Source organism: Rhizobium sp. RU36D (genome assembly GCF_900176345.1).
In the GTDB taxonomy this organism is placed as follows: Bacteria; Pseudomonadota; Alphaproteobacteria; order Rhizobiales; family Rhizobiaceae; genus Allorhizobium.
Map to the genome: position 1 here is coordinate 192,193 of NZ_FWXU01000005.1, position 15,138 is coordinate 207,330.

Consider the following 15,138-nt stretch of genomic DNA (forward strand, 5'->3'; position numbering starts at 1 on the left):
ACCTCCCTCAACCGGCGCTCTGCAACTCATCGGCCAGCGAGGCGATTTCCTCGATTGCGGCGAGCATTTCCTCGGTTCCCTGGGCTTGCTGCTTGGCCGCCGTGGCGGCTTCCGTCACCGCCTTCTCCGCTTCGTTCGAAGCGGCGGAAATCTGATCGATGCCCTGCTTGGTCTGGCCGAGGGCGATCGAGATCTCGCGGGCGCTGCCGGCAATGGCCGCGGACCCATTCTCCATTTCGCGCACATCACCTTCGATGACGTTGAGCGTCTCGCTGGTCCTGCGGGCCTTCTCGACTTCCCGTTGGGCCGTATCCACCAGTTCGTCGAGGTCACGGCCGACCACCTGGATCTGGTCCTGCACCGCCTTAACGAGGTCCTTGATTCGGTCCGCGTTTTCTGCCGAATCCCGTGCGAGATTGCGGATATCGGTGGCCACCACGGCGAAGCCCTTACCGAATTCGCCCGCACGGGCTGCTTCGATCGAGCCGTTGACGGCCAGCATGTTGGTCTGGATCGACACATTTGCGATTGCTTCCACGATCTTGTCGATCTTGCGGGAAACCACGCCGAGGTCCTTCACCTGCCTGATGCTGGTGCGAGTGCTGTCTGCCGATCCTGAGATGCCTTGGATCAACTGCTCCACCGAAACCTGGTTCTCGGCAATGAGGCGGCGGATGATGCCAATTTTCTCGGAACTTGCTTCGGCCTTGGCCAAGGCCACATCGGCACCTTTCTCAATTTGCGTCATGGCGGCGGCGGATTCGCTCGTGGCTGCGGCCGCGGTCTGGGCCCCCTTGCGGATCTGTTCAAGGGCCGTCATGATCTGGGCGCCGGAGCGGTTGATGCTCTGGATCGCCGAGGACAGTTCCTCCGATGCCGAAGCCACGTCCTCTGCACTCTTGGTGATGTCGGCAGAGTTCTTCAGGTCTTCCGCGAGTTCGTTGAGGGATTGCGCGGTCTGTTCGCATTCGGCCAGGCTCTCGGTCTGAGATGCGACCGCCTTCGCCGATTCCTCTGCCGCCGCCGATTGTTCCTCGGCTGAAGCAGCTATCTCCTCGGCGCCGCGCAGGGCTTGGGTCGCGGCGGCGTTGGACTGAAGCGCTGCTGTCGCCACCTCGCGGGCGCCGGCCAGGATCTCCAGCATGTTCGTGCCGATCTCGGAGAGTTGCACGCTGATGGCCTTGCCCTTCTCCACCTCGCCCATGACCGCGGAGGCCGAACTGTTGATGCCCGTGGTGATGAGATCGACTTCTGCCTGGATCTGACCGACCAGTTCCGAAATCTGCTGGGCGCTCTTTTCGGAGGTTTCTGCCAGGGTACGCACTTCGTCGGCCACCACGGCAAAGCCCTTGCCATGCTTTCCGGCACGCGCGGCTTCGATGGCCGCATTGAGAGCCAGAAGATTGGTCTGGTCGGCAATGCGCGCCACCGCCTTGACGATGTCGCCGATATTGGCGGCCTGGGTTTCGAGTTCCTTGACCAGTTGCACCGAACCGGCCTGCCGCTGGGCCGCTACGCCGACATTCGAGATCAAACCTTCGATATCAACCGTGGTACGCGTGGTCAGCCCCTGAACTGCCTCCACCTTTGTCTGGCTGAGTTCCGCGGCCTTCATCTGGCGGGTCAAGAGGTCCATCACCTGCCGGGTGGCGGCAAGCGACTCCTGGGCCGCGCCGCTGGATTCTTCTGCGCCGGCCGCGATCAGATCCGACGCGCGTTTCAGTTGTTCGGCTGCCGAGGATGCTTCTGCGGTGCTGGAAGCAATCTGCGCGGTGGCGGCGGCGATCCGTTCTGCGGCCTGTTGCTGCTTGGCGAATGTCCTCGCCCGTTTGCGTTGCGCTTCGGCCTCCCGCGCGGCGGAGGCGGGAAGGCCCTTTGCAGCTGACGGTGCCGAGGAGGGATGAGCAGAGGAGGAAAGGGATGTCTTCTTGACGATAGGCATGAGGAAACCTCGGCGGGATATGAATGGTTATCTGTCTATGTGTGCATATAAGAACTAGCTTGCGTGAGACTTTCTGGAATTACTAATAAGAGGCGGTCAAGCCGTAAGCTCCCATAGCGTCAACAAAGGGTTGAGACTGTCCATTGCTGAGACAGGCGCGTTGCAAGCCTATGATTGTTATGGAGAAATTAACGCGTCAGGATTCCCCGCAATTCCGGCCTTTCGCCATATCAAGGCAAATGGCGTCAAAGCGCGTCCCGCGCCGAACACACTGTGGAAACGCTGTTGCAGCCTGATTCCCGGAGTTTCATCACTGGCTGGGGTTGTGCTGGAAACTCGATGTTAATGTTTGCATCAAGCCAAGGATTCCCTGGCTGGCCGCCGTCACGCTGGCGTCCAGTCCGGCCAACATGACGTGTCCCAGGGGATCGACCTCGAGCCGCGCGAGGACGTCCGCGTCATCCGGCCATCGATAGGAGCGAATACTGTAGTTTCCGGTGCGATCGAACCATGAGAGGTCGGCTGTCGTGTCGTCAAAGTCCAGTCCGACCCAGTCTTCCGGCGATTGGGAACAGATGCCGGCAAAGCCATCGGCAAGCTGAAACTGCAGGCTGCATTCACTGCCGTCCGATCCGAACAGGAGGTCGGTCACACTTGCGTGCCGCAGCAGCATGCGGATAGCCGCGCAGGAGATCTTGAAACCTTCAGATGGTTTCGCCTCGCGCAACTGCCACGGAACATCATTCCCCGTCACCGGCAGGAGCAGGGCCATCGGGTCCAGCAACAACCCGGCGATTTGATCCGGGTCCTCGCCTTTTATCGAAATCCCCCGACGCAACCCATCGACCTGCTCCCAGCAAACGCCAAGATGCTCCGGTGCAAACAGGATTTCACCGCGGCGCAGGTTCAGACCCGGCACGAGACCGGGCCGAAAACGGATGTCCAGCAATCCCATGCCCTCTCTGCAGCCAAGAGAGAAGCTCTTGATCCGTTTGTCTTCAACGAGTGCCGCAAGCGTCTCGCGCAGCAGATAGAGAGTTTCGTGCCGCTCCTGCGAGGATGAGATCTCCGAGGGGGCATTTTGACCGCCCGTCATGGAAGGCTCCGATTCGACTCAATTTGAGAGGACAATCGCATAAAGATATTTAACATTCGTGTTTTAGTGTGTTCGTAATTACATTGATATCGGTGGGGAGCGCGGTGGCGCAATTCGCTTTTTCTGAAAAAAATCAATCGTCCGTGATGGTATGCCAACCGGTATCGCAAATCAGGACACGAGTCGAAACCAGTTTCCATGCCATTGGTGCCTTGCTTGACCAGCTAGCCGCGGTGGCGGCGGCGTTCCAGGGCTATCTGCGGCAAGATCCGAGTTCGGGCATTCACCTGCCGCAGTACACGGTCGACTTCGTCGGTGCCATGTCGCATCTGGAGGCCGCGGTCCGACGACACCAGCTTTTTCGCGAGCGTAATTCGGCCCGTGCAAAAGAATTCTCCCAGATGATGCCTGATATCGTGGCTCACAGCATCTCTCTCAGAAGCTGCACCTTCACGCTGAAGGTCGTGAGCGCACGCTATGGGGAAATCCTCGGCTTTGCCGAGGAAATGGCCGGTTGCGTGAACCGCGTGCGCGGGGCTGTCGAGGCGATGGAGACACCCCTCGGCACGATGCTGGGAATGGCCGGAGACCCGAGGACTACAGCGTTCGAAACGCCCGAACCGCCGCCGCTGGACGAGGCATTCCACACCGAACCCGAATCGATGCGCGTCGCCGCCGAGGAAATCGACCGGATGATCTCCCGGCTGATGAGCACCCTGCAAAGCGGTGATATTGCCAGCCAGCGACTGGATCACATCGGTCAGACCATGGAGGCGGTCGAAGCGGCCTCGCTATCGCAAAGCGAGCGCAGCCGCTTCATGGCCATGGTGGCGGATCAGATCGAACACACCCTTGTCGAACTGGAGTCCAACTGCGGCTTATTCACGGAAAGCATCGACCGCATCGCTGCGCGCATCGGCATTCTGGTCGAGAACGCCGACGTGCACCGGATCCGGCTTGCGGGTAACTACAAGGATTTGCAGGCACGGTTGGAGGCCTATTTCGAAGCGCTCCTCGATCTCTTGCGTCGACAGGTTCAACAGCATGAGCAGTTGGCATCAGAAGAGGGGCTCGACAGCCCCGCACAGCTCGACCGGCAGATATCAATCATGCGGTCGGCCGTGCTCGACATATATTACATGGCCCTGAACACCACGCTTTGCTGCGGTCGTCTAGGACAGGATGCATCATCTGCATCGCCGATCACCTCCGAGATTCGCTTTCATGTGCTGAAGCTCACGGAGATCGTCGATAATGTCGCTGCATTGATGCCCGGCCTGGGAGAAGTCTATGTGGCCGACAACGAAGCCAGATCCAACAGCGAAGTCGACGACGTTCTAAGGCGCGAAAAGGATAGGTTGGCCAATCAGGTTGCAGCTCTCGCCGAACGCGCCCGCCAGGCCTGGCTGAGCCCCGGTCGGCTGCAGGAACTCTCGGACGCGGTGCTGGCGGAAATTCCGCGTCTGCATGCGGTGGCGGAAGGGTCCGATACGATCCAGGCCTACCTCGGGCAGTATCACCGAGGTGCGCAAGACCAGTCAGACTTGTCGCACAGGGCAGAGGAATTGAGTGAGAAGATATTTGCCTTCTATACGATGAATTCCGAGCGAGAGGTCCACAAGAAGCACTTCTGGATCGATATCGATTCGTCCGACTGCGATGCCATCAACGTGTTTTCCGCACAGCCCGCGAACTCCGAACTCGATCTTGCCTCCGTGCTTTTCTAGTTTTTGACCTCACCTCAGCCGTAATCAAGGCACTCGACAAGCGATCAATCGAAAAAGGCGGGGATGCGAGGGTGGTCGAGAAACCTTCGCTCTTCCGCAAAAAGCTAATGTAACCCATAGTCTGCGTGATTGTGGGAGAGGTTCATGGCGCCGGTCATTATTTCCGTGGCGAACAGGAAAGGCGGCACGGGGAAGAGCACGACGGCTGTTCACCTGGCGGCAGGGATTGCCCGCCGCGGACGTCGCACCTTGCTGATCGATCTCGATACTCTCGGCCATGCCGGGCTCCTGCTTGGCCTGCAGGCGAAGCCGGGCAGCGTGACATCGCATGATCTCATCACATCAGCCGGTGGTGCCGACCTGTCGCCTGCCGTGATGGACTCGCCGGTAAATGGCCTAGATGTGATCTGCGCGGATCGCAATCGAGGACCCGGTGAAAATGGAGCCAAACCTCTGGCCCTTCGCAATCTCCTGTTGGCGGACGAAAACGTGGATCGATACGAGGCCGTTGTCATCGACACCGCGCCGGCCTATGACCAGAGCCTGGTCGTCGCCCTTGCCGCGTCAGATGCCGTGCTCATTCCGTTCGTACCGCATCCGCTGGCAGTGGAAGGCATCCGGCAGTTCATGCGGATTGCCTTGATGATCCGCATGAAGCTCAATCCCGGTTTGAAGTCGTTCGGTATGGTTGCAACGCAGATGAACCAGCAAAGCGCGCTCCACCGGCATGTCGTCGAATCCGTGCGCCATGAATTCGGCGCTTCGCGGTTGGTCGGCGCCATTCGCAGCGATATCCAACTCGCCCGCTGTGCGGCGAGCCATATGCCCATCTATGATCTTTATCCCGCCTCACGCGGAGCAAGCGACTATCATCTGCTAACCGAGGCGGTCATATCAGGCTGGTTCGGGACGCGCGATGTGGTCTATGCCGAAGCCGCCAAGACCTCGGCTCGGGTTTAGGAAATTAGAGGCGGGCCTCACTCCGTCTCCGCCATGCGGTAGCCCACGCCCGGCTCTGTCCGCACGATGCGCGGTTGGGTCGGGTCGCGCTCGATCTTCTGCCGCAGCTGGCCGATGAAGACGCGCAGGTAGTGCAGGTCGTCGCCGTGGGCGGGTCCCCAGACGGATGTCAGCAGGGTTTTGTGGGTGACCACCCGCCCGGCATGGCGGGACAGGAGCAGAAGGAGATCGTATTCCTTCGGCGTCAGATGGACGATCTCGCCGTCTCGCGAGACGAGACGCTTGATCGGATCGATGGTCAACCCATCGATCTCGCTGATGGCAGGGATGGCGTCGCGGCGTCCACGATGGCGCAGCGCCGTGCGGATGCGGGCGGTGAGTTCGCCGATCCCGAAGGGCTTCTCCACATAGTCGTCTGCGCCCAGATCGAGGGCGGCGATCTTCTCGCTTTCGCGGTCGCGGGCCGAGAGGATGAGGATCGGAATATCCGACCAGCCGCGCAGGCTGGCGATCACCTCCTTGCCGTCCATGTCTGGCAGGCCGAGATCAAGGATGATGAGGTCAGGCGCCTGGGTGGCCACCGCCTTCAAGGCCTCGGCACCTGTGCCGGCCTCAACGACCTCATAGCCGGCGGCGGATAGCGAGGGTTTCAGGAAGCGCTGGATCTGCGGCTCGTCATCAACCACAAGTATGCGGGACTGGTTCATTCGATGGCGCCCTTCCTGTCATCGCTTCCCGGAAACCGTATGACGATCCGGGTGCCACGCTTCTTCAGCGCAGGGCTTTCTGCATGGATCCGCCCGCCCATGGCATCCACGAAGCCGCGGGCGATGGAAAGCCCGAGCCCCGTGCCCGGCGATCGTCCATCGGGTTTTCCCCGCCTGTAGAATTTCTCGAAGATGCGGTCCAGATCGTCCGGCGGAATGCCCTTGCCGAGATCCGTCACCGAAATCAGCACGTCCTTGCCGTCGCGCCTGGCATAGACGTTGATCGGTTCGCTTCCGCCGTATTTGACCGCATTATCAAGCAGGTTGAACAAAACTTGGCTCAACAACACGCTGTCTCCGCGTATCAGGGGCAGGTCTCCGGCAATCCCCGTCTCGATCACGCGGCCCGGCGCATGCTTGCGGGTCCGCTCGACAGCCGATTGCACGACGTCGGCAACATCGACCCAGTCCCGCTTGGGCTTCAGGGTTCCGGCTTCGATGCGTGTCATGTCGAGCAGATTGGCGACGAAGCGGCTCATGCGGCCGCTCTCCTCCTCGATCGACTGCAGAAGATCGTCGCGGTTCTCCGGTGTCATGCGCTCGCCGAGTTCGCGAAGGCCTGTGACGGCGCCGGTGATGGTGGCGAGCGGCGTGCGCAGGTCGTGGGAAATCGACGACAAGAGCGCTTCGCGGTAACGCTCGCCCTCCAGCCTCGCGGCCTGCTCGACCGTTTCCTCGGCGAGGCGCGCGCGATCGAGCGCTATGGCGGTCTGGTCGAGAATGGCGGTCAGCGACCGCTCGGCATTGAGATCGAGCCGCTCGCCGGCATGTTCCACGCCGCAGACGCCGACGATGCCGTGGGGTCCGAGCAAGGGACGAAACTCGAAACGGCTGTTCGGCAGGGTGCCGGTGCCATGGCCGGCGGGCTCTCGCTTGTCATGGGTCCAGCGGGCGGCGGTCATGTCGGTCACGTCGAGCTCGGTGTCCGGTGGCCAAGCGGCCGCGACGCCCAGATCGCCCTTGCGCGGCACCAGCAGCACGACCTTGCGCTTGAGGCTCGCCTGCAATTGCGAGACGGCGAGCCAGATCGCGTCATCGCCCTTGGCGGTACTCGCGAGCTTGCGGGAGAAATCATAGAGGGATTGCAACGCCGTTGCTCGCACCCGCGCCACCTCCGCCTGTTCGCGAATGCGCGAGGCAAATCCGCCGGTAATCATCGCGACCGCGAAGAAGATGAGAAGTGCAAAAACCTCGTGGGGTGCCGCGATGGTGAAGGTGTGCACGGGATCGATGAACAGGAAGTTGTAGGCCAGCGCGGAGAGCGCCGCGGCAAGAAAGGCCGCCATGTAACCACCGATCACGGAAGCGCCGAGAACGGCGAGCAGGAACAGCAGCGAGATGTTCGGCAGATCGACGAATAGATCGATGCCCTTGCCGATCAGCGCCGTCAGGGCAACGAAGCCGACGGCCGACAATGTCGACTGGCGCAGCGATGCGGCTTTCGGCATGGCGAAGGCGATATGCCGCCTCTCAACGGGAGCGCTATCCGGCGTCACGATATGGATGCCGAGACCGGATGCACTGCCCGAAAGCGCGTCCGGCAGCGACCGGTTGACGAGCTTCTGCCAACGAGAACGCTTGCGCGTGCCGATGACGATCTGGGTGGCGTGTTCGCGGCGGGCGAGCTTCAGGATCTCCTCGACGAAATCATTGCCGATGACGCGGCGTGTTTCGGCGCCGAGCTGTTCAGCCAGACGGAAGAGGGTTTCGATGCGTTGCAGGCGTTGAGGCGTCTCGACTTCCCGGTCGGCCCGCTCGATCGAGACGACCAGCCAGGGCGCGTTGAGGCCCGAGGCGAGACGGCTTGCCACGCGCACCACCTTTTCCGACAGGGCGTCCGAACCGACGCAGACCAGAAGCCGTTCGCCGGTGGCCCAGGGGCCGTCGATGGCGTTCTGTTTGAGATAGTCGACCATCTGGTCGTCGACCCGGTCGGCGGTGCGGCGCAGCGCCAGTTCGCGCAGCGCCGTCAGGTTGCCGAGCCGGAAAAAGCGGTCGACAGCGCGGTTGGCGCTTTCGGGCAGGTAGACCTTGCCCTCTTTCAACCGCTCGATCAGTTCCGAGGGAGCGAGATCGACCAGCAGCACCTCATCGGCCCGCTTCAGAACCACATCCGGCACGCGCTCGCGCACTGTGACACCGGTGATCTGGGTGACGAGATCGCCAAGGCTTTCGAGATGCTGAATATTCAGTGCTGTCCAGACATTGATGCCCGCAGAAATCAGTTCCTCGATATCCTGATAGCGTTTGGGATGGCGGCTGTCTTCCGGGTTGGAATGGGCGAGTTCGTCAACGACGATGATGCGGGGTCGCCTTGCAAGTGCCGCATCGAGATCGAATTCCTCCAGCATTCGGCCGCGATGGGCCACCCGCCGACGTGGCAGGATCTCCAGTCCATCGAGCAGGGCTGCCGTCTCGCTTCTCCCGTGGGTCTCGACCAGTCCGACCACGACATCGCTGCCATCGGCCTTCAGGCGTCTAGCGCGCGATAGCATCGCATAGGTCTTGCCGACGCCGGGAGCGGCACCCAGAAAAACTGTCAGTTTGCCCCGGCGGTCTTTGTCCGCCAGGGCAAGCAATGCATCGGGATCGGGACGCCGTTCGTCCCTGCGGTCGTCTTCCGCCATCAAGCTCTCATTGGTTCAGGGCATCGAGCGCCAGGTTGAGCTCTAGCACATTGACCCTTGCTTCGCCGATAACGCCGAAGTCTGGATTTTCGGTTTGTTGTGCTACGAGCGCGGCAATGGCGGAGGGCTGCAATCCGCGTGCTGTTGCGACACGTGTTACCTGTGCTGCGGCAAAGGCAGGCGAGATATGCGGATCCAGGCCAGAGCCGGAGGTGGTGACGGCATCGGCGGGAACGGGCGCTGTGATGCCGGTTTCGGCCAGACGGGCGACATCCGCGATGACACGATCCTTCAGCTTGACCGAGGTGGTGCCGAGGTTCGAGCCCGAGGATGCGGCTGCGTTGTAGGCGTCGGGGCCGGTCGCGGAGGGGCGCGGCCAGAAATAGCGATCTGAGGTGAAGGTCTGGCCGATCAGGGACGAACCGATGACCGTTCCGTTTCGTTCGATCAGGCTGCCATTGGCCTGCCCAGGCAGCACGGCCTGGGCAATGCCGGTGATCGCCAGCGGAAAGGCGAGGCCCGTGAGGGCGGTGAGAGCGACGACCAGAGTGAGGGCGGGTCTGATATGGTTGAGCATGGTTACACCAGATTGAGAGCGCTGACGGCGATGTCGATGACCTTGATGCCTGCAAAGGGCAGGATCAGACCACCGACGCCATAGACCAGCAGGTTGCGGCGCAGCAGCGAGGCGGCTCCGGCCGGGCGGTACGCCACACCCTTCAAGGCCAGCGGAATCAGTGCCACGATGATCAGCGCGTTGAAGATGACGGCCGAGAGAATGGCCGATTGCGGCGAGGCAAGGCCCATGATGTTCAAGGCTTCGAGTGCCGGATAGGTCGCCACGAACAGCGCCGGAATGATGGCGAAGTATTTGGCGACGTCGTTGGCGATCGAGAAGGTGGTCAGCGAACCACGTGTCATCAGCAACTGCTTGCCGATCTCGACGATCTCGATGAGCTTGGTGGGGCTTGAATCGAGGTCCACCATATTGGCGGCCTCGCGGGCGGCCTGGGTGCCGGTCTGCATGGCGACACCGACATCGGCCTGGGCAAGGGCCGGCGCATCGTTGGTGCCGTCGCCGCACATGGCGATCAGGCGGCCACCCTGCTGTTCCCGGCGGATATAGGCAAGCTTGTCTTCCGGGGTTGCCTGGGCGAGGAAGTCGTCGACGCCGGCCTCGGAAGCAATCGCGGCTGCCGTGACCGGGTTGTCGCCTGTCACCATGACCGTGCGGATGCCCATGGCGCGCAGCGCCGCGAAGCGTTCCTTGATGCCGGGTTTGACCACGTCCTTGAGGTGGATGACGCCGAGCAGGCGGTCGCCATCGGCCACGCCGAGCGGCGTGCCACCGGTGCGGGCGACCTGATCGACGGCGCGGCGGAATTCGGCCGGGGCATCCTGTTCGGTGAGACCTGCAAATTTCAAGACGGCATCGACGGCACCCTTGCGCAGGCGGCGCGAGCCGATATCCACGCCCGACAGCCGGGTTTCGGCGGTGAAGCCGATCACGGCATCGAACTCGGCCTTCGGCATGGGAATGCCGAACTCACCTGTCGCAAGCGCCACGACCGAGCGTCCCTCCGGCGTTTCGTCCGACAGCGAGGCGATGAGCGCCGCTTCTGCCAGTTCCGCCGGCGTTACGCCCGGAGCTGGCAGGAAGTCGCTGGCCATGCGGTTGCCGAAGGTGATTGTGCCCGTCTTGTCGAGCAGCAGCGTGTCGACGTCGCCGGCAGCTTCCACGGCGCGGCCTGACGTGGCGATGACGTTGAAGCGCACCAGGCGATCCATGCCGGCGATGCCGATCGCCGAGAGCAGGCCGCCGATCGTGGTCGGGATCAGGGTCACGAGCAGGGCTGCCAGAACCGTGACCGAGAGCACCGTGCCGGAATAGCCGGCAAGGCCCCAGATCGCGACGCAGACGAACAGGAAGATCAGCGTCAGGCCCGAAAGGAGGATCGACAGGGCGATCTCGTTCGGCGTCTTCTGGCGCTGGGCGCCCTCGATCAACGCGATCATACGATCGACGAAGGACGAGCCGGGCTGGACGGTGATCTTCACCTTGATCTCGTCCGACAGAACCTGAGTACCACCCGTGACTGCCGAGCGGTCGCCACCGGATTCGCGGATGACGGGGGCGGATTCACCTGTGATGGCGCTTTCATTGACCGAGGCGACACCTTCGATCACTTCGCCATCCCCAGGGATCAACTCGCCGGCTGAGACCAGCACGATATCGCCGACCTTGAGGCTGGAGGCCGGGATGGTCTCCACCTTGCCGTTGTTGCCCAGTCGGCGGGCGACGAGTTCCGACTTGGTCTTCTTCAGGCTGTCCGCTTGGGCGCGGCCGCGGCCCTCCGCCACGGCTTCGGCAAAGGTGGCGAACAGAACGGTGAACCAGAGCCAGGCGGCGATCTGGCCGGAGAAACCGGCCTCGCCCGGATTTGAGGCGAGGTCGCGGATGAAGAGGAGCGTCACGACGACGGCGACGATCTCGGTCACGAAGATGACCGGGTTGCGCAGGAGTTGGCGCGGATCGAGCTTTATGAATGCATCACGCATCGCCGGGAACAGGATCGCCGGGTCGAAAAGAGCGGATGCCTTTTTCTCATTTGACATGATGGTTCCTTAGAAGGTCTGGCCGGCAAGCATGGCGAAGTGTTCGACGATAGGGCCGAGCACCAGCGCAGGCAGAAACTGCAGGCCGCCGAGAATGAGGATGATGCCGATCAGCAGGCCGACGAAGAGCGGGCCGTCGGTCGGAAAGGTGCCGGCAGAGGCCGGCGACTTCACCTTGGCGGCGAGCGATCCAGCGATCGCCATGACCGGCACGACATAGGCAAAACGACCCAGCAGCATGGCGATGCCGAGCGTGGTGTTGTACCAGACCGTATTGCCCGTGAGCCCGCCAAAGGCCGAGCCGTTGTTACCGGCTGCAGAGGTATAGGCATAGAGAATTTCCGACAGACCGTGCGGACCAGCGGTACCGACACTTGCCACCGCAAACGGCAGCATGGCCGAGACGGCGGTAAAGCCGAGGATGACCAATGGCAGGATCAGGACGGCCAGCATGGCGAACTTCATCTCGCGGCCCTCGATCTTCTTGCCGAGGAATTCCGGCGTGCGCCCGACCATCAGGCCGGCGACGAAGACCGACAGCATGGCGAAGACCAGCATGCCGTAGAGACCCGAACCCACACCACCGGGCAGCACTTCACCGAGTTGGATGAGGAACATCGGCACCAGACCACCCAGGCCGGTGAACGAGCCGTGCATGCCGTTGACGCCGCCATCCGACAAACCGGTGGTGACCGCCGCATAGAGCGCGGTCATGGCCTGGCCGAAGCGGACTTCTTTGCCTTCCATGTTGCCGAGCGCGGGATCGACACCGACAGCTGTCAGGATCGGATTGCCCTGGGCCTCTGCCCAGTAGACGACGGCTACGCCTGCAATCAGCAGAACGGCCATGGCCGAGATCAGGGCCCAGCCCTGACGGCGATTTCCGACCATCTGGCCGAAGGTGTAGACCATGGCCGCCGAGATCGACAGCATCGCGAAGATGTTGAGATAGTTCGACCAGGTGGTCGGGTTTTCGAAGGGATGCGCGGCATTGACGTTGAAAAAGCCGCCGCCATTGGTGCCCAGCTGCTTGATCGCTTCCTGGGATGCGACGGGTCCGAGCGAGATCACCTGGTTGGCGCCTTCCAGCGTCGTGGCCGTCACGGACGCATCAAGCGTCTGCGGCAAGCCCATGGCGACAAAGGCGAGGGCTACGACGATGGAAATCGGCAGCAGCACGTAGAGCGTGGCTCTCGTCATATCGACCCAGAAATTGCCAAGCGTCGAAACCTTGGAACGGGCGAGCGCCCGGGTGATCGCAACGGCGAGCGCCATGCCGGTCGCCGCCGACAGGAAGTTCTGCACGGTGAGGCCTGCCATCTGGGAGAAATGGCTCATCGTCGTCTCGCCGGCATAGTTCTGCCAGTTGGTGTTGGTGACGAATGAGACCGCCGTGTTGAAGGCGAGGTCTGCCGGGACGCCGGAAAAGCCTTGCGGGTTCAGCGGCAGATAGGCCTGCAGCCGCAGCATGGCGTAGAGCGCCAGGAAGCCGGCGAGCGAAAAAGCAAGCATGGCAAGCGTATAGCCAAGCCAGTTTTGCTCCTTATCAGGATTGATGCCGCTGACGCGGTAGAGGTCACGCTCCACGCGACCGAGCAAGGGCGAAAGAAAGGTCCGCTCGCCGGAAAACACGCGTGCCATATAAAGGCCGAGTGGTTTGATGACGATGAGGACGGCGAGGAAGAGGAGGCTGATCTGCAGCCATCCGACAATGGTCATGGATCTGCTCCCGATCAGAAACGCTCGGGACGCAGCAGCGTCACAACGAGATAGATGCCAAGGGCAATGGCAACGAAAAGGCCGAAGAGAGGTTCAATCATCGGAACCACTCACAGCCGGTCGAGCACGCGGGCATAAAAGGCAAGCACAATAAGCGTGCCTCCGCCGAGCGCGATGAAGATGAGGTCGGACATACCAGGGTCTCCTGTTGGTACAGGAGGAGGCTAGCCCCGTTTCACGTCAGGCTTCGATTGGGAAGGCAACAAGCGGGTATCAAGAAAAGATAAGGAAGGGCGAGCCACCGCCGCAAGAACCACGACCTGCTGAAAGCCACTATCAGCGGATATCATACTATGCCGGCAAGCCCGTCCGTCTACGGCCCCGGTGCGGCCTACAAATTCTCCTTTAGCAGCACCTCGATCCGAATCTTCTCCTGGGAAGCGATGGGCTCGCGCAGTTCCAGCCTTGCGCGCATGATGCGAATGGCGCTTCTCACCGCGTGGCTGGGATCCTGGGCGATGATGGCGTCGATGCGATCATCCTTCAAGGCGTCTTCGCTGAACGGGGTGCGTTCATGCACCACGATGGTGAGCGCCCGGGCATCGCGGACCTCCTCGACGGCTGCAAGCGGCGCGCGGGCCTCGGAACTCATGACATAGACGGCACTCACGTCAGGGTGGTTTTCGAGGAGGCGGCGCACTACCATGCGGGCACGCCGTTCGTCGCCATACGTCTCGAGGGACGGCAGCGACACCAGATGGGAAAACTGGCCATTGATGATGCTGTCGAAGCCCAGGCGTCGCTCGATGCTGTCCTGCGCCATCATGGTCTCGGCCACCACCATGATCTTGCCGACCCGATGGCCAAGGAACCGGCCGATGATCTTCCCGGCCGTGGCGCCCGCAGCGAAGTTGTTGATGCCGACGAAATCCGCCGCCGGCAATCGCTCCTGTCCCGAGAGGAACTGCACGACCTTGATGTTGCGTTCGATCAGCCGCGCCATGGCGTCACGCACCTGCGGCGATTCCGGCGCCATGATGGCAACCCCGTCGATCTCGTCCGTCGTCAGCTGTGAAAGCCGCCGGGCAAGACCGTGGGGGTCGGAACTCGGCACCTGAATCACGTCTATGTCGGTCAGGTCGGCGCGCATGACCTCGCGTGCGGCATCTACCTGGCTCAGCAGTTCCTGGAGATACTGATCGCCCGTCTGCGGCAGCACGAAAAGGAAGCGATAGATGCGGCTGCGGGCAAGGTTCACCGCCGCCGGATTGCGGATGAAGCCGATCCGCTCGATGGCCTCGTTGACCTTGCGGGCCGCCTTCTGGCTCACATTGGGCCTGTCATTCAGGACACGATCGACCGTTGCGAGGCTGACGCCCGCTGCTTCGGCGAGATCTTTGGCTGTTGGTCTCATGCGTATCAAGGGTCCCGGCGGATCGATTTCAGCAAAGAGTTCTGTAGCAATTTCAAACGAAAAGCAAGAAATTGAGGTGCGCACCTCAAAATGACCTTGATTTGAGGTGCGCACCTCAATTATAGATGTGATGAGAGCTTGGTTGACGACGGGGATCTGTCATTGCCTTGGCTCGGCGTCGCGCCGGAGAAGAGGGGTGCGACTGGAGGACTTGCATATCCGATGCTTGGGGCCCTTTGGCCGTCTGTCGAACGCGTGCGTGCGCGGTTC

At 61.9% G+C, this 15,138-nt stretch carries 10 protein-coding genes; 2 read left to right on the top strand and 8 right to left on the bottom strand.

Annotated features, from left to right (window positions below; translation table 11 throughout):
• Positions 1-7 precede the first annotated feature (7 nt).
• Complete coding sequence (locus B9A97_RS08605; RefSeq protein WP_084364777.1) at positions 8-1,942, bottom strand: methyl-accepting chemotaxis protein; 1,935 nt, start codon at positions 1,940-1,942, stop codon at positions 8-10.
• A 310-nt stretch (positions 1,943-2,252) separates the two neighbouring features.
• Positions 2,253-3,038, bottom strand: coding sequence for a hypothetical protein (locus B9A97_RS08610; RefSeq protein WP_084364779.1), 786 nt, complete (start codon positions 3,036-3,038; stop codon positions 2,253-2,255).
• 212 nt (positions 3,039-3,250) lie between these two features.
• Here B9A97_RS08610 and B9A97_RS08615 point away from each other — a divergent pair, with 212 nt between their 5' ends.
• Together B9A97_RS08615 and B9A97_RS08620 are read left to right on the top strand one after the other, a co-directional pair.
• A complete protein-coding gene (locus tag B9A97_RS08615) occupies positions 3,251-4,765 on the top strand; it encodes a hypothetical protein (protein ID WP_143530373.1) in 1,515 nt (504 codons plus the stop codon).
• Positions 4,766-4,909: 144 nt separating this feature from the next.
• The gene (locus tag B9A97_RS08620; RefSeq protein ID WP_084364783.1) at positions 4,910-5,725 is read left to right on the top strand and encodes a ParA family protein; all 816 of its coding nucleotides are present in this window, start codon (positions 4,910-4,912) and stop codon (positions 5,723-5,725) included.
• Positions 5,726-5,742: 17 nt separating this feature from the next.
• Here B9A97_RS08620 and B9A97_RS08625 read toward each other — a convergent pair whose 3' ends face one another.
• The 6 genes from B9A97_RS08625 to B9A97_RS08655 form a co-directional block, all read right to left on the bottom strand.
• Positions 5,743-6,432 (bottom strand): response regulator, encoded by a 690-nt coding sequence (locus tag B9A97_RS08625; protein ID WP_084364785.1) that lies wholly within the window; start codon positions 6,430-6,432, stop codon positions 5,743-5,745.
• A complete protein-coding gene (locus B9A97_RS08630; protein WP_084364787.1) occupies positions 6,429-9,119 on the bottom strand; it encodes a sensor histidine kinase in 2,691 nt (896 codons plus the stop codon). The genes B9A97_RS08625 and B9A97_RS08630 overlap by 4 nt, the downstream gene beginning before the upstream one ends.
• Positions 9,120-9,126: 7 nt before the next feature.
• Positions 9,127-9,696: a potassium-transporting ATPase subunit KdpC gene (gene kdpC, locus B9A97_RS08635; RefSeq protein WP_084364789.1), complete on the bottom strand. Its 570-nt coding sequence runs from the start codon at positions 9,694-9,696 to the stop codon at positions 9,127-9,129.
• Between the two features lie 2 nt (positions 9,697-9,698).
• Complete coding sequence (gene kdpB / locus B9A97_RS08640) at positions 9,699-11,735, bottom strand: potassium-transporting ATPase subunit KdpB (RefSeq protein WP_084364791.1); 2,037 nt, start codon at positions 11,733-11,735, stop codon at positions 9,699-9,701.
• A 9-nt stretch (positions 11,736-11,744) separates the two neighbouring features.
• Positions 11,745-13,454, bottom strand: a complete 1,710-nt coding sequence (gene kdpA / locus B9A97_RS08645; protein WP_084364793.1) for a potassium-transporting ATPase subunit KdpA — start codon at positions 13,452-13,454, stop codon at positions 11,745-11,747.
• 391 nt (positions 13,455-13,845) lie between these two features.
• Positions 13,846-14,868, bottom strand: a complete 1,023-nt coding sequence (locus B9A97_RS08655) for a LacI family DNA-binding transcriptional regulator (RefSeq protein ID WP_084364797.1) — start codon at positions 14,866-14,868, stop codon at positions 13,846-13,848.
• Positions 14,869-15,138 lie beyond the last annotated feature (270 nt).